A 20,410-nucleotide genomic window follows, 5' to 3' on the forward strand; every position below is an offset into this window, starting at 1 on the left:
AACATGGATACCGACCAACCCCGATATTTAACGCAAGGGGCTTTTATCGATAACATTTAACCTGAGGACAAAATAATGGGAAACATGACTATTTTTATGGGATTCCTGGCAATGATCAGCTCACTGGGCCTGTTAGCGGCCTATATGAGCACCAAATGGGATGATTGATGAACGCAAAAGATCCGCCTAGATGCATCCTCCCCGTAACCGCTATTTATTATGGGGAGGATTTTTAGCGGCGCGCCGAACGCGCGGCCTGATACGGGAGTTGATAATAATGACGATTCTTATTCTGGGATTGCTCTACGCCATTTTAATGATCTCGGTGGGCGTTAATGAGATTTATTTTTATTCCACCGGAAAATCCAATTTTCTTACTAGCCTCATGCTGACATTTTCTGGCAGTATGCTGCTGATCGCCTTTGTCTGGCAATTATCCTCTAAAGTAAAAAAATAAATCACCGTCCGAATGTGAGCAGCATAATGCAGAATGAAAAACAGGCCGTGGCCAGAAACTCGATGATCGCCAGCGGGTTACTGGCTACGGGCAAGTTCGTCGCCGGTATTTTTACCGGCAGTATTGGCCTGATATCCGAAGGGATCCACTCTTTTACCGATTTTATCGCCACCAGCATCACCTGGCTGGCGGTGCGCATCAGCGATAAGCCCGCCGATGACGATCATCACTTCGGCCACGGCAAGGTGGAAAACCTGGCGGCGCTGTTCGAGGTGCTGCTGTTGCTGGGCGCCGCCGGCTGGATCGTTTATGAGGCCGGCAGCAGCCTGCTCGGGCAACCGCATGAGATCGTCGCCGCGCCGGTGGTGATTGCGGTGCTGCTCATTTCCATCTGCGTCGATTTCTTCCGCGTGCGGGCGCTCAACCGCGTCGCCAAAGCGACCGACAGCGCGGCGCTGGAAGCGGATGCGCTGCATTTCTTCTCCGATATGCTTTCGTCCGGCGTGGTGCTGCTGGGCATGGTGTTTGTGCTGCTGGGCTTTGGCCGCGCGGACGCCATCGCCGCGCTGATCGTCGCCGGCTTTATCTTTGTCGCCGCGATCAAACTGGGCAAACGCTCCTTCGACTCGTTGATGGATGCCGCGCCGGCCGGGGCTACTGAGGCGATCCGCGCCACGCTGGCAAGTTTTCCGGCGGTGCTGGCCTGCGACAGCGTGCGCATTCGCAACGCCGGTGCGGTGCTGTTCGTCGAAATCACGGTGGCGGTGTGCCGCACCTTGCCGCTGGAACGCATCGACGCGCTGAAGCGAGAGATCGTTGAGCGGCTGCGGGAGCAGTACGCCAGCGCGGAATTTACCGTCATCGCGGTGCCGCAGACCCGCAGCGATGAAGACATGGCGACGCGCATTCGGGCGATCGCCGCCAACCACGGTGCGCAGGTGCAGAATGTGACCTTGCAGCAGCTGCCGACGCGCATGGCGATCGGCATGGATTTGGCTGTGCCGGCCAACGCCAGCGTGGCGCAGGCGCATGACATTGCCACGGAAATCGAGGGGATCCTGCGCCAGGCGATCGGTGAAGACACCGAGATAGAGACGCACCTGGAGCCGCAGACGCCACATTGGCTGACCAGCGAGGATGTCGATGCGACGGAGCTGGCCGATATTCGCCGCATCCTGCAGTCGGCGCTGGAGCAGGGAGAGAGCGTGCAAGACGTACACAACGTCCGCGCGCGCAAGACCGACGGGGGCATCATCGTCAACTTCCACTGCCGGGTGTCGCCGGCGGTCACCATCGCCGCCGCGCACGATGCGGTCGATCGGGTCGAGCGCCGGCTGCGCTCGCTTTATCCTGCCATCACGCGCGCGATAGGGCACGTCGAGCCGATCAAGCCCGGCATTTGAATCAGCTCGACCAACTGCGGGTAGAGCGCCGCGTTGGCCAGCAGCAGCGGGTTGCCGCGCCGCAACCCGTCGTTGTGCATAAAGTCATTCGCCACGCCGCCGGCTTCGCGCGTCAGCACCCAGCCAGGCAGGCTGTCCCAGGCATTCATGTGCGGTTCGTAATAGCCCAGCAGCCGACCGGCGGCCACCTGGGCGGTCATCAACGCGCCGGAGCCGCTGCGCACAAACATCCCTCCCGCCTGCAGCAGGCGACAGAGAAAACCGCTGAATTCCGCCGCTGAAGCGCGCGGTGAAATCCCGACGCCCATCACGCCATCCGCGACGCTGCGCCCGGCATGCACGCCGATCGGTTCCCCGTTGAGAAAGGCGCCGTGGCCGCGACAGGCGCGGAACATCTCGCGGTGGTTGGGATCGTAGACCACGCCTATCGTCGGCTCGCCGTCGATCACCACGCCTATCGCGATACACCAGGTATGCAATCCGTTCAGGAAGCAGGCGGTGCCGTCAATCGGATCGACGACCCAAACGCAGGCGGCGTTTTCGCCGGTGCTGCCGCTTTCCTCGCCGAGAAACCCGTCCTGAGGAAAGCGGCGGCTGATCATGCGGCGGATCAGCGCTTCGACGCGGCGATCGGCCTCGCTGACCACGTCCTGCAGCCCCTGTTTGAAGTCGACAGCCAGAGTTTGCCGCCGTTGATAAAAGCTGAAAGCGAGATCGGCGGCGGCGCGGGCGATCTCACGCGCAAAGCGGTAGCGCGCCTCGATGTCCCGTGGGGAAAGTGAAGTCATGGCAGGCTCGATAGCAAAGAACGAATCGGGTTACCCTGCCATAAAAGGATGAAGGTAATGTGTCGCTCAGCGCGGCGGGGATGAAAAACGCAGCTGCATTATGGCATCGGGGGCCGATAGCGGTTCGGTCGTGGCCCCGGCCGGTATTACCGCGCGCCAAAACGCCAGCCCGCGCGGATTATCCGGGCTGACCGACAGCGACCAGCCGCCGGGATGTTGCGCGAACAAGGCGTGGGCGGCCCGTTGCCCCAGCCCGGTGCGCCGCCACTCGGGCTTGACGTAGAACTCCGCCATTTCGACGGTGGCGCTGTCCAGGCGCCGGACTAACGCGAAACCGGCCGTTTGCCGATCGCTCAAAATCAAATAGGGGTAGCGGCCGACCTCGCGCCAGTAGAGCGGCAGATAGGGGTAATCGCCATCGGCGCCCAGCTCGCGAAGGCAATCGGACAGCATGACCGCCAGCAGTGGCCGCTGCGCGTGTGTAGCCTGCTCAAGGGAAAATGCCATGTCGCACTCCGTCAAAAAACAGGCCGCCGGAGGGCGGCCTGTCAGGGTTAGCCCAGATTCAACCGGGCGGTAATGTCGGCAATCTCGCGGCGCCAGCGCGCCTGAAGCGCCGGTTTCTGGTGCTTCGGCTTGCGCGCCAGGTCATCCTCCAGTTTGCTTTCGAGGGCAAACAGGGCGGTCAGCAGCGCTTCTTCGCCTTCCAAGCGCTCATCTGGCATCGGGGCGTCTGCATCGGCCTTGCCCGCTGTCGGCAGTGCCGGCGCTTCGCCCGCCAGGCGCTGATACACCGGCGCCAGATCGTGCCACTCCTCCAGTTTTTGCTGGTCGATCAGCCAAAAGCGGTTGCAGCTCTGTTCGATCAGCATCCGGTCATGGGTGACCAATATGACGGCGCCGGCGAACTGGCGCAGCGTTTCCGCCAGCTCTTCTTTGCCTGCCATGTCCAGGTGGTTGGTGGGCTCGTCCAGCAGCAGCAGCGAATGGTTGGCCAGCGTCAGGCCGACGAACAGCAGCCGCGAACGCTCGCCGCCGCTCAGCGAACGGATCTGCTGATGGTGGCGCAGGTAAGGGAAACCGGCGCCGATCAGCGCCATTTTCCGCTGTTCCTCGGTCAGCGGCGCAAACTGCGCCAGCGCTTCGCTCAACGTGTCTTCATCGCGCAGCTGTTGCAGGCTCTGATCGTAATAGCCGATGCGCACGCGCGGGTGGAAGATCGCCGGGCGTTCCGCGGGGTGCTGATACGCCTGCCACAGCAAGCGCAGCAGCGACGATTTCCCGCAGCCGTTGCGCCCGACGATGGCGATGCGATCGCCGCTTTTGACGCGCAGATGCTCCAGGCTGAACAGCACCGGCGCATCCGGCGCCGGGCGCACGGTCCATTGCGGCAGCGCCAGCAGGCGATCGGCGTCCAGCGCCTCTCCCTGTAATCGCAGCCGCCACGGGCTACCGGCGGTCAGGGTGGTCTGTTCTTCCTTCAACCGATCGACGCGCTTTTCCATTTGCTTGGCTTTGCGCGCCAGATCTTCGTTGTCATAGACCTTGCCCCAGGTCGCCAGGCGTTTGGCGCTTTTTTCCACCCGGTCTATCTCTTTTTGCTCGGCCTGGCGCCGATGCTCGTCCGCAGCGTCCTGTTCCGCCAGTGCGGCGCGCGCAGCGGAGCAGGGCAAACGGAAGAACTGCAGCGTTTTATCGCGCAGGATCCAGGTACAGTTGGTCACCTGATCGAGCAGATAGCGATCGTGCGATACCAGCACGAAGCTGCCGCTCCAGCTGCGCAAGAACTGCTCCAGCCACAGCAGCGTGGGCAGATCCAGGTGGTTGCTGGGTTCGTCGAGCAGCAGCAGATCGGGCTGGCGGATCAGCGCGCGCGCCAGCAGCAGGCGGGTGTGCTGGCCGCCGCTGAGGGTGCCGGCGGTCAACGTCCAGCTCGTCGGTTCAAACCCCAGCTCGGCAAGCAGCGCTTCACAGCGCCAGCGTTCGCTGAGGTGTTGGCCCGCGGGCAATTGCGCCAGTACCGCATCCAGCAGGGTGCTGGCGTGCAGCTCAGGCGGCAGGTGTTGTTCGATGCGCGCCATCAGGCATTGGTGTGACAATGTCACCGTTCCGCTGTGGATGGGCAGGGCACCGCTGAGCAGTTGCAGCAGGGTGCTTTTGCCGCAGCCGTTGTCGCCGATCAAACCGATGCGATCGCCTTTTTTCAGGCTGAAGGAAATCTCGCTCAGCAGGACGCCGAACGCGTTGTCGTAACCGACAGATTGTGCAGACAGTAGTGTGCTCATTGCTTACTCAAGAGTTACAGGCATGACAATGCCTATCGTCAAACATCGCTGACGACAACCCGGTAAGCCGGAGGGAAGATCCTGGATTTTAGTAAGCTTCGCTCAAGCTGGGTTATCGCAGCACGATACCGGTAATGCTTGAGCGGCGACGATTACCAAAGAAGTGTGAGTGAAAAAACAATTCACACGTCAGCATAGTAAGTCTCCTTTTAGTGGTTGCAGGTTAATCGGTGGCAGGAGTATAGAGCGCTTTACGCTGCGCCGCCAGTGTAAAAGCGCCTGAATAATCAGCAGGCTAAGTCCGGTGGGCGCGCGTGGCACACAATGGGAATAATTACTGTATTTCGGCCGACATTAAGCAGCTATTATAATTAGCGTTTATGGTTAAGCGACGGTTCATCCGCCGCCTGTTCGTCTGTCTATCAGATAATGATGCTGAGCACTGAATTTATGTTAAAGCCTCGCCCGTTCCTGCTGTTGTTGTTATTGCTGTTGGGTTTGCAGCTGACGCCGCTCGCCGCCGTCGCCGCTACCCAGGATGATCCCGCCGCCGAAAGCGCGCCCGATCCCGCCACGCAGCTGAAAGCCGCGCAAAAGCAGTTGGACAGCATGAAGCAGCTGGTTTCCAAAGCGACCACCGATACCCAGCTCAGCAAACTGCGGCTGGCGACTGACGATCTGGTCGCCGGCATGGAAAGACTTGCCACCGATCTGCAGCCCGAGCAGGACAAACTGAAAGCGCAGCTGGACGTCCTGGGGCCGGCCCCGGCGGCCGGTGCACTGCCGGAAACCCCGGCGGTGGCCCAGCAGCGCAACGCGCTGAACAACAGCAAAAAGCAGCTGGATGACGCGGTGAAACGCGCGCAGGCCATCAAGAGCAGCGCCTTCGATCTGGGGCAGCAGATTGGCGATCTGCGCCGGGTGGCGTTTAAAACCCAGCTGGCGCTGAATACCGGCAGCATTTTGGGTATCAAATTCTGGGCGCCGGTGCTGCAGCCGTCAGAGGATGACGTACAGCGGCTGGATCAGTTCAACGCCGAGATGAAAGCGGCCTGGGACGCCAGTTGGCAGGACGAATGGCGGTACGGCACGCTGGCGTTGCTGGCGCTGGCAGTGATTGTCTGGTCCTGGGGGCGCTATTTCTCCGAGCGTTTCCTCGCCTGGGTCAGCATCCGTTTTCTGCCGGACGGGCGACTGCGCCGCAGCTTTATGGCGATCGTTACCGTGGCGGTGACGGTGATCACCACCTCCATCGCGCTGAACCTGCTGTATTACGTCTTTGTCCGCGTGCAGCCGCTGCCGGTGACGCTGGAGGATTTCGCGGAAGGTTTCAACCGTCTGGGGATTTTCTGCGCGCTGATCGCCGGGCTGGGGCGTGCGGCGTTGTCTCTGAATCGCCCGTCGTGGCGTCTGGCGTCCATGGATAACGACGTGGCCGCCGGGCTGCGTTACTTCTCGCCGCTGCTGGCCGGCCTGGCGCTGGCGTTCGGCACCGTGGAGCTGATCAACAACGTCGTCAGCGCTTCATTGGCCACCACCATTTTCGGCAACGGCCTGGTGGCGGGGTTGATCGGCATGGTACTGCTGGCGGCGCCGCTGCGCGGCCAGCGCATTCGTCGCCGTCTGGAACAGCAGGGCGCGCACCTGGAAAAACGCACGCTGGTCGGCGGGCTGGTGCACCTCGTCACCCTGGTCTGTTCGATGGTGATCCTGTTTTCCCTGCTTATCGGCTACATCGCCTTCGCCCGCTTCCTGACCTACCAGCTGATCTGGGTGGTGCTGGTGTTGATGGCGTTCTACTTTATGGTGCTGTTCGCCACCGATTTGTGCGCCGCGCTGTTTTCGCCGCAGACCGTCAGCGGCAAGATGCTGAAGAAAACGCTCAGCTTCAAGGATCGCCATCTGGAGCAGATGTCGATCATCACCACCGCGCTGGCCAAATGTTCCCTGTTGCTGTTGATGATCGTCGCGCTGTTCAACGGCTCATTCGGCAGCACCACGCCGGGCTCGCTGATGGAGAAAATCGTCTCCATCCTGACCGGTGAAGGGTTGCAGCGTTTCAACATCGTGCCCGGCAACCTGCTCAACGCCGTGATCTGTCTGGCGATCGGCATCTATATTTTGCGCGCGGTGCGGCGCTGGCTGGGGTCTGAACTGCTGCCGAAAACCATCTCGGACGTCGGCATTCGCGCCTCGCTGGTGACGCTGTTCAGCAATATCGGCTATGTGCTGGTGATTCTGATCACCTTGGCGGCGCTGGGCATCCAGTGGAGCAACCTGGCGTGGATCGTCAGCGCCCTGTCGGTTGGTATTGGTTTCGGTTTGCAGGAGATCGTGAAGAACTTTATTTCCGGCCTGATCCTGCTGACCGAACGCCCGGTGAAGGTGGGGGATATGATCGGCATCGGCGGCGTGGAAGGCGACGTGCGGCGCATCAACGTGCGCGCCACCGAAATCCAGCTCAGCGACCGTTCCACCATGATCGTACCGAACTCGCAGCTGATCTCGCAGAACGTGCGCAACGCCACCATGGGCAACGCGCAAGGGGTGGTGACTATCGCGCTGACGTTCCCGACCTCCATCGATCCGGAGCAGGTGCGCAATATCTTGCTTAGCGCCTATAACGAGTACGAAACCATTCTGGAAACGCCGGCGCCTTACGTGCGCTTCAGCCAGCTGGGGCCGGACGGCATTATCCTGAGCGTGACCGGCTACGTGCCGAGCCCGCGCATGGTCGGCGCCACCAAGAGCGAACTGCTGTTCAATATCCTCAAGCTGCTGCGCGCGCAGGAAGTGAGCCTGTCCAGCCCGCAGGAAGTGGTGTTTATGAAGCAGCAGGCGACGCGATATCAGGCCAACGAAGAGGAGCACTCCTCCTAGTCCCCCTAAGGCGGGCCTCTACGCGACGGCCCGCCGAACGCGGCTAATACATCGACGGCTCCACCGATTGCGAGCAGTCGCTGTTGGCGCTGGATTTGGTGCAGGTATAAGGCTCATTCGGCGATGCCGACGGCGCATTCGACGGGCCGCCGCCGCCGCCGATACACCCGCTCAGCATCAGCATCAAAAACACGAGAATTATTTTCTTCATCTCACCGTCCTCCATTGCGATTCCTCCCTTAAGTATATGTCGGGAAAGCGAACGGCACCGCTCACCGGGGCGATCTATACTCCTTTGATGCCTTGTTGGCGCACAACGTCGGCGAATGAGGAGGAAAAGATGCAAACCGACGACGAGTTGACCCGCTTTGCCGCGCAGGGCGCGCCGCCGTTGCCGCCCACGTCCAGGCAGGGGTTTGTCGAACATGACGGGGCGCGCATCTGGTATGCCGCCTATGGCGTGGCGCCGACGGTGATCCTGCTGCACGGCGGCCTGGGCCACAGCGGCAACTGGGGGTATCAGCTGCCGGCGCTGCTGGCCGCCGGGTATGGCGTGCTGGTCATCGACAGCCGCGGGCACGGGCGCAGCACGCACGACGCCCGGCCTTACCGTTACGATCGCATGGCCGATGATCTGTTGGCGGTGATGGACGCGTTGCGGATCCCGCACGCCGCGCTGGCGGGCTGGAGCGACGGCGCCTGCGTCGCGCTTATCGCCGCCCATCGGGCGCCGCAGCGGGTGGACGGCGTCTTTTTCTTCGGCTGCAATATGGATCCCAGCGGTGTTAAACCGCCGGCCGCCAACCCGATCGTCGAGCGCTGCTTCGCCCGCCACGTGCAGGACTATGCCGCGCTGTCGCCGACGCCGCAGGAGTTCGATGAATTTGTCGCCGCCGTGAGCCTGATGATGAGCAGCCAGCCGAACTACACCGCGCAGGAATTGGCGGCCATTCGTGTGCCGGTGACGATCGTTCACAGCGAACACGATGAGTTTATCCGCGCCGAGCATGCTGCCTACCTGAGCGGCAGCATTCCCGGCGCCCGTCTGGTGACGCTGCCGGGCGTCAGCCACTTCGCGCCGCTGCAGCGGCCGGCGGTGTTCAACCGCGCGCTGCTGGATTTTCTCGCCGATGTGATGCCGCCGCCTGCGCGCTGACGCTTACTGCTCTATGCTGGAGGCGGGGCATTTTGACATCATCGAAGAGGACATCATGAGCGAAAGCATCGTGGTCAGGCCGCTGGAAGCGCGGGATTACGCCGCCTGGCTGGCGCTGTGGCAAGGGTATAACGCATTTTACGGCCGTGAGGGGGCAACGGCGCTGCCGGACGAGGTGACGCAGACCACCTGGCGGCGTTTTTTCGACGCCTACGAACCGATGTTTGCGCTGGTCGCGGAGCATCAGGGCCAGGTGGTCGGGTTGACGCACTACCTCCTGCACCGCAGCACCACCCAGCTGCAGCCTAACTGTTATCTGCAGGATCTGTTCACTGCGGAGACGGTGCGCGGCAAAGGCGTAGCGAGAGCGCTGATCGCGGCGGTCTACGAGCGTGCGCAGCAGCTGGGGTTGCCGCGGGTTTATTGGAATACCCACGAAACCAACCAGACCGCCATGCGGCTGTATGACAAGGTGGCGGAGCGCCCCGGTTTCGTGATGTACCGCAAGGCGCTTTGACGCCGGGCGAAAAGAAAACGGGCGCCAAACGGCGCCCGGAGATGGGGGGTTAGAAATCGACCGTCGCCTGCAGGCTGAGGCTGCGCGGTTCGCCTTCAATCACGCGCAGGTTACCGGCGCTGGAGGCGTAGTATTCGCGGTTAAACAGGTTTTTCACATTCAGTTTCAGCTGAGTATGTTTGCCAAGCAGCTTGCTGTCCCAGGCGACAAAGGCATCCGCCACGGTGTAGGCCGGCATGGTGAAGCTGTTCTCCGGATCGCCGGCGCGGCGGCCGACATAGCGCGCACCGCCGCCCACGCGCACCTCGCCGGGCACCACCGGCAGCGTCATGCGGTGGCTGAGATACAGGCCGCCCATGTTGGTCGGGGCGTTGACCAGCCGGTTGCCGACGTTGGCCGGATTGAGGTTGTCTTCGACGATCTCGGTTTTGTCGTAGCTGTAGTTGGCGGTGAGATCCCAGTTGGGCGCCACTTCGCCGTTCAACTCCAGTTCGGCACCGGTGGATCGCGCCTTGGGAATGCTGCGGGTCACGCCGTTGATAAAGATCGACATATTGCTTTCATCAATACGATAGAGCGCCAGCGTGGCGTCGAACGCCGGGGCGATCTGCCATTTGCCGCCCACCTCATAGGTGGTGCCGGTTTCCGGCGTGGCGACGTTGCCGTTATCGTCGATGGCGGTGGACGGCGTGAAGGAACGGCTGTAGTTACCGTACAGAGACAGGTTCGGCGTCAGCTTATACACCAGCCCCGCCTGCGGCAAAAACTGATCGTCTTTGTCATTGAGCGTATTTTTCGGCTTCTGGAAACCGTTGCTGTTGTTCTGGTAATACGACTGATAGCGTGCGCCGAGCACCGCAATCCACCGGTCGGAGAGATGAATGCTGTCCTTGGCGTACAGGGAGCGGCTGAACAGCGTCGTGCGCAGGTTGCTCAATGCGTCGTTGTAGGTGGTGCTGTCGGTGACGGGCGCTTCGCCATACGCCGGATCGTACATGTTGAACGTCTTCGACACTTTGCCGCGATAGGAGTAGGCCTTGTAAGTCTGGTTCTTTTCGTAGTCCACGCCCAGCAGTAGGTCGTGTTGCATGCCGAACACCTCCGGCGAACCGGTCACATCCCAGGAATAATAATCGGTCTGGTGATTGAAGCCGCGGTTGGCGTCGGCGCGGCGCGAAACGATGCCGGTCGCGGTGTCGATCGCGGTGGCGCGCACTTCGTTGCTGTCGTAACGGCGTTGCAGCCAGGCGTAGTTGAGGCGGGTGGTCCAGATCGGATCCAGCGCATATTCATAATGGGCGTTCAGGCGTTTGTTCTTGCCCCAGGCGCGGTTGGCGTAGTCATCCAGCCGGCGGTTATAGGGCACATCGACCGGTTTGCCGTCGATAAACGCGGTGCCGCGATCGTAAGGAATGTCGTATTTGTACTCGCTGTAGGCGATGTTAAAGGAAGCCTGGTCGCCGAACCAGCTGAGTGAAGGAGCGATCAGCGTGTGTTCGTCGCTGCCGAAGTTACGCCAGTAATCCTCGTGCTGTCGCTCGGCGATCAGGCGGAAGGCGAAGCCGCCGCCCAGCGGGCCGGTCACATCGACGCTGCCGCTGCCGCCGCCGAAGCTGTTGGTGGCGCCGCTAATGCGGGTGTTCCAGTCATACTGCGGTTTTTTGCTGATCAGGTTGATGACGCCGCCGGGGCTGAGGATGCCATACAGCAGCGAAGCGGAACCTTTCAGCACCTCGACGCGATCGGTGGTGGCGTCCATGCTCAGCCCTTGGTTGCTGCGCACGCCGTCGATGAACACCGAACCGTCGGAGTTAACCCCAAAGCCGCGTTTGACGAAGCCATCCTCGGTGCCGCCGAGCGTGTTGCCCTGGGTGACGCCGCTGACGAATTTCATCGCGTCATTGACGCTTTTGACCTGGAAGTCGTCAATCACCTGTGAGGTGACGACGCTGACCGATTGCGGCAGTTCACCGATTGGCGTGGCGGTTTTGCTGCCGGTTGAGGCGGTATCGGCGCTATAGCTGCCGGCAGGCAGGGCGGTGGCGGTCACCGTGATGGCGTCTTCCTTTTTTGCGTCGGGCGCGGCGGCGATCGTCAGGGCGGGAAACAGGCCGGCGATCAGGGGCAGCGAGCGGAAAACGTGATTTTTTTTGTTTTTGTTGGGGCGGCGAAGAACTGACTGGTGCATATCATTCCATGGTAAATAATAAATAATAACGATTATCATTATAATTATCGTTTAATGGGTTTGGATAGAGGGCAAAGGAGAGATCCGCGCATTGCCCGATTTTATTTTGTCATCAAGGAAAAAGACGGCGGTTTTACCGGTAAAAATCCGACGAATTGACCATAATGATCAAGACGGCCGGGATGCCTTGGCAGTTTCTGCGCCAGATAGGCGAGTGTCGTCAATATATTGATACACAAATATATTTTTCCTTGATGAATAAACAGGTGTCCGGACCGGCAAAACTGGCAATAATAGGCGGGTCGGCCGTTTATCTTCTCCTCATCGTCGACGGTTGTGACACGCAAAGACTGTCACCTTACGCTAGCGGAAGTCTCTGGATCCAAGATGCAAACCACCTCGTTGTCCGATACCCGGAAAATCTGGCCCGCGCTCAGCATTTTTTTGCTGGTGTTCGCGCTGTGTCTGCTGGGCATCGTGAGCCGGCCCGGCAGTTTTCTGGCGATATTCTGGCCGGCTAACGCCGTGCTGCTGGCCGTTTTGGTGCGCCGCCCGCAGTGGGCGACGCGCGCCGGCTGGGGGATGGCGGTGCTGGGCTACCTGGCGGCGGATCTGTTGACCGGCAGTGCGTTGGAGAAAGCGCTGCTGCTGAACGCCGCCAATCTGGCCGGCGTGGTGGTGGGCTATCTGCTGTTCATGCGGCTGTCGCCGCCGGCGCGCATGTTGCAACGCGGCGCGTCCAGCATGTATCTGTTCGGTATCTGCCTGGCCGCCGCCGCCGCTACCGGCTTGGTGGGGGCCGTTGCCTCGCAGTGGTTGTTCGGCAGGCCCTATTTGACCTCCCTGGCGCTGTGGTTCTCATCTGAATTCACCAACTACGTCACGCTGATGCCGTTCATTCTGGTGTTTCCCGCCGATTGGCGACATCGCCTGCGCGCGGCCTGCGCCATGTTGATACAGCGCAGCCAATGGCCGCAGGCGGGGGGGAAACTGGCGGTGTTGGCGCTGCTGGCGCTGGCGGCGGTCTGCAGCGTGCTGATCGGCGGCCCCGGCGCGGTGATCTTCCCGATGCCGGTGCTGCTGTGGCTGGCGATGTCCTTTTCGTTGTTCAGCACCATGATCGCGGTGCTGGTTTACGTGCTGTGGTGCCATCTGGCGATCGATTTCGGGTTGCTTAGCACCACGCTCGACATGAAGGTGCTGCAGAACGCGGTATCCATGCGCCTGGGCATCGCGCTGCTGGCGTTGGGGCCGATCGCCGTCGCCAGCATGAACTATGCGCGCAACGCGTTGTTACGCACGCTGGAGCACGTGGCGAATCACGATGCGTTGACCCACGTGCTGACGCGCAATGCGTTTATGCAGCGCGGCGAGCGGGTGATCGATCAGAAAGGGGAGCTGGTGTGCGTCATGATGCTCGACATCGACTATTTCAAATCGATCAATGACCGTTTCGGCCACGCCGGTGGCGATCAGGCGCTGATGGCGTTTACCCGTGCGATCGCCGCCGATCTGAACGTCAACGATCTGTTCGGCCGCATGGGCGGCGAAGAGTTCGCCATCGTCTCGACGCTCGGCCAGCCGCAGCAGGGGTTGCAGCTGGCCGAACGGCTGCGGCAACGCATTGAGGCGGAATCGATCACCATGCCGGCCGGCTATCCGCTGCAGATCACCGTCAGCATCGGCATGGTGACCTGCCCTGGCGGTTCCGGCCATAGCCTGGCCGACCTGCTCAAACTGGCGGATCTGGCGGTATACAAAGCGAAAAATGCCGGCCGTAACCGGGTCGCCACGCCGGAATCTTACCCGCCGAACGATCCTGGCCGCTGAACTTCCGATCCGGGCCGCGCGCCCGCCGTCTAAACTGGTAGGGGGCACGGGCAACGTCGCCCGTGCTGAACCGACTGTCCTTAATCAGACAAGAGGATACCAGGATGAAATACGTAGACGGGTTTGTGGTGGCGGTGCCGGCCGCCAACAAGGAGGCTTATCACCGGCTGGCGGCCGCTGCGGCGCCGCTGTTCAAAGAGTTTGGCGCCACGCGCATCGTGGAGTGTTGGGGCGATGACGTGCCCGACGGCAAACTCACCGACTTTCGCGGCGCGGTAAAGGCGCAGGAGGGCGAAGTGGTGGTGTTCAGTTGGATAGAGTACCCCTCCAAGGCGGTGCGCGACGCCGCCAACCAGAAAATGATGAACGATCCGCGCATGAAGGCGCTGGGCGAGATGCCGTTTGACGGCAAACGCATGATCTTTGGCGGGTTCGCGCCGATCCTCGATGCCTGAAGGAGGCGCCGATGGCCAGAATTACGCAACATCTGTGGTTTGAAAAAGACATGGAGGCGGCGCTGAATTGCTACGTCGCGCTGATCCCCGGTTCGTCCGTGAACTGGTTTTCCGATCTGCCGGCGGATACGCCGAGCGGCCCGGCCGGCAGCGTGAAGCTGGCCTCCTTCACCCTGGGTGACCAGCGCTATGCGGCGATCGAGGCCGGGCCGTTGGATCCGTTCAATCACAGCTTTTCCGTGATGGTAGAATGCGACGATCAGGCGGAGGTTGACCGGCTGTGGGATGCGTTGAGCGAGGGCGGCGAGGCTGAGCAGTGCGGCTGGCTGCGCGATCGCTGGGGGCTGTGCTGGCAGATCGTGCCGCGGCGCCTGACCGAGTTGATGAACGACCCCGACGCCGCGCGCGTGCGGCGGGTCACGGAAGCGATGCTGCTGATGGGCAAAATCGACATCGCCGGCCTGGAAGCGGCGGCGCGGGACTAGCGGAAAGAGAACGTGGGAGAGAAAGGATGCATCGAGAGCGGCACAGTATTGAACGCATCGGCTGGCTGCGGGCGGCGGTGCTCGGCGCCAACGACGGCATCGTCTCAACGGCCAGCCTGCTGCTGGGCGTAGCGGCGGCCAGCGCCTCGCATTCCGCACTGATGATCGCCGGCGTCGCCGGGTGGGTGGCGGGCGCGATGTCGATGGCCACCGGCGAGTACGTGTCGGTGTCGTCGCAGGCGGACACCGAGAAGGCCGCGCTGGCCGAGGAACAGGCGGAGCTGCTCGAAGACTATCCGGGGGAGTTCCGCGAACTGACGTCTATCTACGTGCATCGCGGGCTGGACCCGGCGCTGGCCCGGCAGGTGGCGGAAAAGCTGATGGCGCATGATGCGCTGGAGGCCCACGCGCGCGACGAACTGGGCATTTCCGCCGCCACGCGCGCCCGGCCGCTGCAGGCCGCGTTGGCATCGGCCCTCAGTTTCTCTCTCGGCGCGCTGTTGCCGCTGCTGGTGGCGCTGTGGGTGCCGGTTGCCTGGACGCGGCCGGCGCTGGTGGCATCGGCGCTGATTTCCCTTGGCATTCTCGGCGGTATCGCCGCGAAAACCGGGGGTGCGCCGATCTTGCCGGGCGTAGCGCGTATCCTGATCTGGAGCGCCCTGGCGATGGCGGTTTCCTCCGGCGTCGGCATGCTGTTTGGCGTCGCGGCCGGCTAGCGCCGCGCTTGCATCAATCTGTTGCACCTCAAGTTCAGTATTTATCATTTGTCAGCCGCCGGCGTTCGCGGCATGGTGACGGCAACGCCAAATCAGTCAGGGACATTTATGCAAAAATCACAGATTCAACCGTGGGTTGCGCAGCATCCGCTGTTGCAACGACTGGTCGCCCTCGAGCCTATCACCTGGTTCAATCCGCGTGCGACAACGCTGGCCGCAGGCTTGCCCCATGTCGGCCTGACCGCCGCCGACGTCGCCGCAGCGGAGCAGCGCCTGGCGCGCTTCGCGCCTTATCTCGCCGCGGCCTTTCCCGAAACCCAGCCCACTGGGGGGATCATCGAATCCGAGCTGGTGGCGATCCCCGCCATGCAGCAGGCGTTGAATCGGCGCTATGGGCTGCGGCTTGGCGGGAAGCTGCTGCTGAAAAAGGACAGCCATCTGCCGATCTCCGGCTCAATCAAGGCGCGCGGCGGCATCTACGAGGTGCTGACGCACGCGGAGACGCTGGCGCTGGAGGCGGGGCTGCTGCAGACCGGCGACGACTACGCCCGGCTGTTTTCCGACGAGTTTCGTCAGTTCTTCAGCCAGTACCGCATCGCCGTCGGATCGACCGGCAATCTGGGATTATCCATCGGCATCATCAGCGCCCGGCTGGGGTTTGACGTCAGCGTGCACATGTCGGCGGATGCGCGGGCGTGGAAGAAGCAAAAGCTGCGCGATAACGGCGTCACGGTGGTGGAGTACGCCGAAGATTACGGCGTGGCGGTCGAGCAGGGGCGCAAGCAGGCGGCGAACGATCCGCGTTGTTTCTTTATCGACGATGAAAACTCGCAAACTCTGTTCCTCGGCTACGCGGTGGCCGGCGGCCGCCTGAAGCGGCAGTTCGCCGAACAGGGCATCGTGGTGGACGCGCAGCACCCGCTGTTCGTGTATCTGCCGTGCGGCGTCGGCGGCGGGCCGGGCGGCGTGGCGTTTGGCCTCAAGCTGGCGTTCGGCGATCACGTTCACTGTATTTTCGCCGAACCGACCCATTCGCCCTGCATGCTGCTCGGCGTCTACAGCGGGCTGCATGACGGCATTGCGGTGCAAGATCTCGGCATCGACAACCGCACCGCGGCGGACGGGCTGGCGGTGGGGCGCGCCTCCGGTTTTGTCGGCCGGGCGATGGAGCGCCTGCTGAGCGCGTTTTACACCCTGAGCGACGAAGAGATGTTTGCGCTGCTCGGGCTGTTGGACAAGCACGAGCATCTTCAGCTGGAGCCGTCCGCGCTGGCCGGCATGGCCGGGCCGTGGCGCGTTGCAGCCCATGCGAAGGCGCTCAGCGAGCAAGGCATCAGCGCCGAGAGTCTGGCGCAGGCGACGCACCTGGTATGGGCGACCGGTGGCGGCATGGTGCCGCCGGCGGAAATGGCGAAGTATCTCGCCGCCGGGCAGGCGGCGGAATAAGGCGCAGTAAAAAGGGGCGAAAATCGCCCCTGATTGCCTGCCGTGCGGTTACAGCTGTTCGCCGTTGCTGGCGATCACCCGGCGGTACCAGTCGAAGCTCTTCTTGCGCGAACGCTCGAGCGTGCCGGTGCCGTCGTCATGCTTGTCGACGTAGATGAAGCCGTAGCGTTTGCTGTACTCGCCGGTGGTGAACGACACGCAGTCGATGCAGCCCCACGGCGTATAGCCGATCAGGTCTACGCCGTCTTCAATCACCGCTTTCTTCATCTCTTCGATATGGGCACGCAGATAGTCGATGCGATAGTCATCGTTGATCCGGCCGTCCGCTTCCACTTTGTCGAAGGCACCGAAGCCGTTCTCCACGATAAACAGCGGCTTCTGGTAGCGTTCATACAGCACGTTCAGCGAATAGCGCAGCCCGACCGGATCGATCTGCCAGCCCCAGTCGGAGGCTTTGACGTGCGGGTTGGGCACGTTGCCCGGGAAGCCGAACATGCCGTCGCTGCCGTCCACCGCGTTAGCCTGCAGGGCGTTGCTCATGTAATAGCTGAAGCCGATGTAGTCGGTGCAGCCCTCGCGCAGGATCTGCGCGTCCTGCGGCTGCATCTCGATTTTCAGCCCTTTGCGTTCCCAGTCGCGCAGCAGGTAGCTTGGGTAGTAGCCGCGCATCTGCACGTCGGTATACAGATAGCGTTGGTGCATCGCCTCGACGGCGTACATCACGTCGTCCGGCTTGCAGGAATACGGGTAGAACGGCACGCAGGCCAGCATGCAGCCGATCTTGAATTCCGGGTTGATCTGATGGCCGAGTTTGACCACCTGCGCGCTGGCGACGAACTGGTGGTGCAACACCTGGTACAGCGCCTGTTCCGGGTTGTCTTCCTGGGTGTAATCCACGCCGGAGCAGCAGTAGCCGAACAGCGGATAGCGGTAGTTGCTCTGGTTATTGATCTCGTTGAAGGTCATCCAGTACTTCACTTTTTCGCGGTAGCGGCGCATCACCACCTCGCTGAAGCGCACGAAGAACTCCACCACCCGGCGATTTTTCCAGCCGCCGTAGGCCTTCACCAGATGGTAAGGCATTTCGAAGTGGGACAGGGTGATCACCGGCTGGATGCCGTATTTCAGCAGTTCGTCGAACAGGTCGTCGTAAAACTGCAGGCCGGCCTCGTTCGGCGTCGCCTCATCGCCGTTCGGGAAGATGCGCGTCCAGGCGATCGAGGTGCGGAAGCATTTGAAGCCCATCTCGGCGAACAGCGCCACGTCCTGCTTATAGCGGCCGTAGAAATCCACCGCTTCGTGGTTAGGGTAGCGATAGCCCTCGAGCACGCCGTCGGTCATCACGCGATCCACGCCGTGCGAGCCGCCGGACAGCACGTCTGCAATGCTGGGCCCTTTGCCGCCCCGATCCCAACCGCCTTCAACCTGGTGCGCGGCAACCGCGCCCCCCCACAGAAAATCCTTCGGCAACTGTTTCATCGTCAATGTCTCATCGGTTTATTTAATGAAGGGTAATAACGCTGCGTTGAGAATAGAGTAGCAAGACCGAAAGAAATGTCACGATATAACAAATCACCGTGGAAAGTGATTTGTCACAATAAAAAAACAGCCTGTTTTATTTTGCCGAATTAATATGCCCGAGCCGTTTACCGATGGTTTCAATAATGTAAAGTACGGGGATCTGCGTGGTGATATTGTGATGCCCGCCGATCAAATGCTGCGGAACGTGGTAGGAGAGGTTGAAGTCCGCCAGCCTCGCCAGCGAAGAGGTTTCGTTGTTGGTGATGCTGATGATCTTGCAGTGATGCAGGCTGAACTGGCTGGCCAGCCGCAGGATCTCTTCGGTTTCGCCGGTGACCGACAGCATGATCGCCACCGCGTTTTTATACATGTCGCTGTTGACGGGATAATAAGGATCGTCGATGTGGGTGCTGAATTTCCCGACGTTGGAAAAGAAACGCGCGCCATATTTCCCCAACGCGCCTGAGGTGCTGATACCGACGAAAATAATCCGCTCGGCGGCGGCGATATGGTGCACCGCCTGATCGATCAGCTGATTAAACTCTTCGTTGCTGACGCTTTTAAAAAAGCTGAGGATTTCGCCGATGCCGGAATCGGCCGGCGGCGCATCGGTTTGTTCCAGGTACAGCTTGAAACGGATGCGAAATTCCGAATAGCCGTCACAGCCCATTTTCTTGCAAAACCGCAGCACGGTGGTGGTGGACACGCCGGCGGCCTCGGCCAGCTCGCGGATGGTCATGTACATCACTTGATTCTTGTGTTTGCTGACGTAGGTATAAACCATCAGCTCCAGGGCGTTGAGCTCGGCGATTGCTTTATGGGTAAACATGAGTCGGTCCGGCGGCTGAAAACGGGAAGCTTATCTGCGGGTTAACATAGCAAAATTCACCGCCGCTGGCACTGCCGGGCAAAAAGAAAAGCCGCACCAGTCAGGCGCGGCCCAGGGTTCACGACGAACAAATAAAGCAAAACGTTCCGGAAGACATGCCATGAAAACGGGTTTCATCACACCGGTTTAGCATAGGTCAGCGGATCCCGGCGGCAAAATGCCGGTTTCTGCTTTCTAAAGTTAAAGAACGGCAAAGTTATGGCGCCGCATCCCTGGCGCGTGAGCGTGCCAGCAGCGGCGGCACCACCAGGTACAGGGCGGCGGCCAACGCCCACACCAGCCCAGGCCAGACATCGCGCGTGGCGGCATACAGCGCCGTCGCCACCAGCGGCCCCGCGACGCCGATCAGGCTGCCCATGCTGGCGAGCGTTCCTTGCAGCTCGCCCTGATGATCGTCGTCCACCTTGTGCGCCATCAGCGCCTGCAGTGCGGGCAACGCCATGCCGCCCGCGGCGAAGAACGGCGCCCAGCCGCGCGTGGCGACAGACAACAGCGCCAGGCCCACGGCGTCGGCGGCCAGGCCGATCAGCAGCGCCTTGCGCTCGCCGAGCCGCGCGACCAGCGGGCCGATGGCAAAGGCCTGCGACAGCGCGTGGCAGGCGCCGTAGCCGGCCAGCGACAGGCCCGCCACCATCATGCTCCAGCCGAAACGATCCTGACCGTATAAAATCCACAGCGTGGCCGGCGCCTGCGAAACCAGCGCCATAACCAGATAAATGCCGGCCAGCGGCAGCAGGCCAGGCTTGCCGTGCAGCCGGCGCAATGACGAGAAGGGATTAAGGCGCATTTTCTCGGCGGCGCGGGGGCGGGATTTACGCGATTCGGGCAGCAGGAAAAACGCCATCACCAGGTTGAGGGCATTCATCATCGCCGCCGCCAGGAAGGGCGCATGCAGATGCCATTCGCCCAGCGATCCGCCGAGCAGCGGGCCGACGATAAAGCCGACGCCGAACACCGCGCCCACCAGGCCGAAACGCCGAGCGCGCTGGCCGGCGGGGGTAATATCGGTGACGTAAGCGGTGGCGACCGCCATGTTGGCGCCGGTGATGCCCGCCAGCAACCGCCCCAGATAGAGCCAGGCCAGCGTCGGCGCGAACGCCATCAGCAGGTAGTCGGCCGCCGCGCCGGCAAGCGAAATCAACAGCACCGGCCGCCGCCCGAAACGATCGCTCAGCGCGCCGAGGATCGGCGAAAACAGGAATTGCATCAACGCATAGGCCGCCAGCAGGGCGCCGTAATGCACGCTGCCGGCATCGAGACCGCCCAGCGAGCGCAACAGCGCCGGTAGAATAGGCATGATCAGACCGATGCCCACCGCATCCAGCAACACCGTCAACAAAATAACCAGCATGGTTTTTTTCAAAATTGTGACTCTAACAGTGATAGAGTATGGA

19 protein-coding genes are annotated in these 20,410 nt (G+C 61.6%); 11 read left to right on the plus strand and 8 right to left on the minus strand.

The genetic code is table 11. The annotated features are described in order from the left end of the window. The first annotated feature begins 84 nt into the window (after window positions 1-84). The 3 genes from mgtS to WCL58_RS02955 all read left to right on the plus strand — a co-directional run bounded on the left by mgtS (window position 85) and on the right by WCL58_RS02955 (window position 1,860). Complete coding sequence (gene mgtS, locus WCL58_RS02945) at window positions 85-168, plus strand: protein MgtS (protein WP_369803928.1); 84 nt, start codon at window positions 85-87, stop codon at window positions 166-168. A 109-nt stretch (window positions 169-277) separates the two neighbouring features. Beyond that, window positions 278-457, plus strand: coding sequence for a hypothetical protein (locus tag WCL58_RS02950; RefSeq protein ID WP_004938106.1), 180 nt, complete (start codon window positions 278-280; stop codon window positions 455-457). A 26-nt stretch (window positions 458-483) separates the two neighbouring features. Next, window positions 484-1,860, plus strand: coding sequence for a cation diffusion facilitator family transporter (locus WCL58_RS02955; RefSeq protein WP_048234025.1), 1,377 nt, complete (start codon window positions 484-486; stop codon window positions 1,858-1,860). On the opposite strand, the gene WCL58_RS02960 is transcribed toward WCL58_RS02955, so the two are convergent. The 3 genes from WCL58_RS02960 to WCL58_RS02970 all read right to left on the minus strand — a co-directional run bounded on the left by WCL58_RS02960 (window position 1,803) and on the right by WCL58_RS02970 (window position 4,933). Next, on the minus strand, window positions 1,803-2,648 hold the full coding sequence (locus WCL58_RS02960) for an inositol monophosphatase family protein (RefSeq protein ID WP_060418778.1): 846 nt from the start codon (window positions 2,646-2,648) through the stop codon (window positions 1,803-1,805). The two genes, WCL58_RS02955 and WCL58_RS02960, sit on opposite strands and share 58 nt — an antisense overlap. A 66-nt stretch (window positions 2,649-2,714) precedes the next feature. Next, a complete protein-coding gene (locus WCL58_RS02965; protein ID WP_060439895.1) occupies window positions 2,715-3,155 on the minus strand; it encodes a GNAT family N-acetyltransferase in 441 nt (146 codons plus the stop codon). Window positions 3,156-3,202: 47 nt separating this feature from the next. Then, a complete protein-coding gene (locus tag WCL58_RS02970; protein ID WP_336850452.1) occupies window positions 3,203-4,933 on the minus strand; it encodes an ABC-F family ATP-binding cassette domain-containing protein in 1,731 nt (576 codons plus the stop codon). Window positions 4,934-5,383: 450 nt separating this feature from the next. On the opposite strand from WCL58_RS02970, the gene WCL58_RS02975 reads away from it, so the two are divergent. Continuing rightward, the gene (locus WCL58_RS02975) at window positions 5,384-7,813 is read left to right on the plus strand and encodes a DUF3772 domain-containing protein (RefSeq protein ID WP_336850453.1); all 2,430 of its coding nucleotides are present in this window, start codon (window positions 5,384-5,386) and stop codon (window positions 7,811-7,813) included. A gap of 43 nt (window positions 7,814-7,856) precedes the next feature. Here the strand turns inward: WCL58_RS02975 and WCL58_RS02980 are convergent, their stop codons facing one another. After that, the gene (locus tag WCL58_RS02980; protein ID WP_164550866.1) at window positions 7,857-8,024 is read right to left on the minus strand and encodes a hypothetical protein; all 168 of its coding nucleotides are present in this window, start codon (window positions 8,022-8,024) and stop codon (window positions 7,857-7,859) included. A 129-nt stretch (window positions 8,025-8,153) separates the two neighbouring features. Here WCL58_RS02980 and WCL58_RS02985 point away from each other — a divergent pair, with 129 nt between their 5' ends. Together WCL58_RS02985 and WCL58_RS02990 are read left to right on the plus strand one after the other, a co-directional pair. Next, complete coding sequence (locus WCL58_RS02985; RefSeq protein ID WP_102984646.1) at window positions 8,154-8,969, plus strand: alpha/beta fold hydrolase; 816 nt, start codon at window positions 8,154-8,156, stop codon at window positions 8,967-8,969. 55 nt (window positions 8,970-9,024) lie between these two features. Continuing rightward, complete coding sequence (locus WCL58_RS02990) at window positions 9,025-9,486, plus strand: GNAT family N-acetyltransferase (RefSeq protein ID WP_060419689.1); 462 nt, start codon at window positions 9,025-9,027, stop codon at window positions 9,484-9,486. Between the two features lie 49 nt (window positions 9,487-9,535). Here the strand turns inward: WCL58_RS02990 and WCL58_RS02995 are convergent, their stop codons facing one another. Then, a complete protein-coding gene (locus tag WCL58_RS02995; protein ID WP_369819275.1) occupies window positions 9,536-11,674 on the minus strand; it encodes a TonB-dependent siderophore receptor in 2,139 nt (712 codons plus the stop codon). A gap of 387 nt (window positions 11,675-12,061) precedes the next feature. Here WCL58_RS02995 and WCL58_RS03000 point away from each other — a divergent pair, with 387 nt between their 5' ends. The 5 genes from WCL58_RS03000 to WCL58_RS03020 all read left to right on the plus strand — a co-directional run bounded on the left by WCL58_RS03000 (window position 12,062) and on the right by WCL58_RS03020 (window position 16,606). Beyond that, window positions 12,062-13,504, plus strand: coding sequence for a GGDEF domain-containing protein (locus WCL58_RS03000; RefSeq protein ID WP_336850455.1), 1,443 nt, complete (start codon window positions 12,062-12,064; stop codon window positions 13,502-13,504). A gap of 104 nt (window positions 13,505-13,608) precedes the next feature. Beyond that, window positions 13,609-13,959, plus strand: coding sequence for a DUF1428 domain-containing protein (locus tag WCL58_RS03005; RefSeq protein WP_038871540.1), 351 nt, complete (start codon window positions 13,609-13,611; stop codon window positions 13,957-13,959). 11 nt (window positions 13,960-13,970) lie between these two features. Further along, complete coding sequence (locus WCL58_RS03010; protein WP_060439899.1) at window positions 13,971-14,444, plus strand: VOC family protein; 474 nt, start codon at window positions 13,971-13,973, stop codon at window positions 14,442-14,444. Window positions 14,445-14,470: 26 nt separating this feature from the next. Then, window positions 14,471-15,160, plus strand: a complete 690-nt coding sequence (locus tag WCL58_RS03015; protein WP_038871544.1) for a VIT1/CCC1 transporter family protein — start codon at window positions 14,471-14,473, stop codon at window positions 15,158-15,160. 108 nt (window positions 15,161-15,268) lie between these two features. After that, a complete protein-coding gene (locus tag WCL58_RS03020; RefSeq protein ID WP_336850456.1) occupies window positions 15,269-16,606 on the plus strand; it encodes a D-serine ammonia-lyase in 1,338 nt (445 codons plus the stop codon). A 48-nt stretch (window positions 16,607-16,654) separates the two neighbouring features. Here WCL58_RS03020 and WCL58_RS03025 read toward each other — a convergent pair whose 3' ends face one another. From WCL58_RS03025 to tet(41), 3 genes are all read right to left on the minus strand, one after another. Further along, entirely contained in the window at window positions 16,655-18,091 is a 1,437-nt protein-coding gene (locus WCL58_RS03025; protein ID WP_087762786.1) for a 6-phospho-beta-glucosidase, read from the minus strand. Between the two features lie 130 nt (window positions 18,092-18,221). After that, window positions 18,222-18,956, minus strand: coding sequence for a MurR/RpiR family transcriptional regulator (locus WCL58_RS03030; protein WP_047730675.1), 735 nt, complete (start codon window positions 18,954-18,956; stop codon window positions 18,222-18,224). Between the two features lie 256 nt (window positions 18,957-19,212). Further along, window positions 19,213-20,367 (minus strand): tetracycline efflux MFS transporter Tet(41), encoded by a 1,155-nt coding sequence (tet(41), locus tag WCL58_RS03035; protein ID WP_336850457.1) that lies wholly within the window; start codon window positions 20,365-20,367, stop codon window positions 19,213-19,215. Window positions 20,368-20,410: the final 43 nt, after the last annotated feature.

Source organism: Serratia sp. TMDUHS_CL (genome assembly GCF_037137105.1).
Lineage (GTDB): Bacteria > Pseudomonadota > Gammaproteobacteria > Enterobacterales > Enterobacteriaceae > Serratia > Serratia nevei.

Excerpts from the sequence above, each read along its gene's own strand:
- mgtS (WP_369803928.1), top strand. The coding sequence starts at position 85 with ATGACTATTTTTATGGGATTCCTGGCAATGATCAGCTCACTGGGCCTG.
- WCL58_RS02950 (WP_004938106.1), top strand. The coding sequence starts at position 278 with ATGACGATTCTTATTCTGGGATTGCTCTACGCCATTTTAATGATCTCG.
- WCL58_RS02955 (WP_048234025.1), top strand. The coding sequence starts at position 484 with ATGCAGAATGAAAAACAGGCCGTGGCCAGAAACTCGATGATCGCCAGC.
- WCL58_RS02960 (WP_060418778.1), bottom strand. The coding sequence starts at position 2,648 with ATGACTTCACTTTCCCCACGGGACATCGAGGCGCGCTACCGCTTTGCG.
- WCL58_RS02965 (WP_060439895.1), bottom strand. The coding sequence starts at position 3,155 with ATGGCATTTTCCCTTGAGCAGGCTACACACGCGCAGCGGCCACTGCTG.
- WCL58_RS02970 (WP_336850452.1), bottom strand. The coding sequence starts at position 4,933 with ATGAGCACACTACTGTCTGCACAATCTGTCGGTTACGACAACGCGTTC.
- WCL58_RS02975 (WP_336850453.1), top strand. The coding sequence starts at position 5,384 with ATGTTAAAGCCTCGCCCGTTCCTGCTGTTGTTGTTATTGCTGTTGGGT.
- WCL58_RS02980 (WP_164550866.1), bottom strand. The coding sequence starts at position 8,024 with ATGAAGAAAATAATTCTCGTGTTTTTGATGCTGATGCTGAGCGGGTGT.
- WCL58_RS02985 (WP_102984646.1), top strand. The coding sequence starts at position 8,154 with ATGCAAACCGACGACGAGTTGACCCGCTTTGCCGCGCAGGGCGCGCCG.
- WCL58_RS02990 (WP_060419689.1), top strand. The coding sequence starts at position 9,025 with ATGAGCGAAAGCATCGTGGTCAGGCCGCTGGAAGCGCGGGATTACGCC.
- WCL58_RS02995 (WP_369819275.1), bottom strand. The coding sequence starts at position 11,674 with ATGCACCAGTCAGTTCTTCGCCGCCCCAACAAAAACAAAAAAAATCAC.
- WCL58_RS03000 (WP_336850455.1), top strand. The coding sequence starts at position 12,062 with ATGCAAACCACCTCGTTGTCCGATACCCGGAAAATCTGGCCCGCGCTC.
- WCL58_RS03005 (WP_038871540.1), top strand. The coding sequence starts at position 13,609 with ATGAAATACGTAGACGGGTTTGTGGTGGCGGTGCCGGCCGCCAACAAG.
- WCL58_RS03010 (WP_060439899.1), top strand. The coding sequence starts at position 13,971 with ATGGCCAGAATTACGCAACATCTGTGGTTTGAAAAAGACATGGAGGCG.
- WCL58_RS03015 (WP_038871544.1), top strand. The coding sequence starts at position 14,471 with ATGCATCGAGAGCGGCACAGTATTGAACGCATCGGCTGGCTGCGGGCG.
- WCL58_RS03020 (WP_336850456.1), top strand. The coding sequence starts at position 15,269 with ATGCAAAAATCACAGATTCAACCGTGGGTTGCGCAGCATCCGCTGTTG.
- WCL58_RS03030 (WP_047730675.1), bottom strand. The coding sequence starts at position 18,956 with ATGTTTACCCATAAAGCAATCGCCGAGCTCAACGCCCTGGAGCTGATG.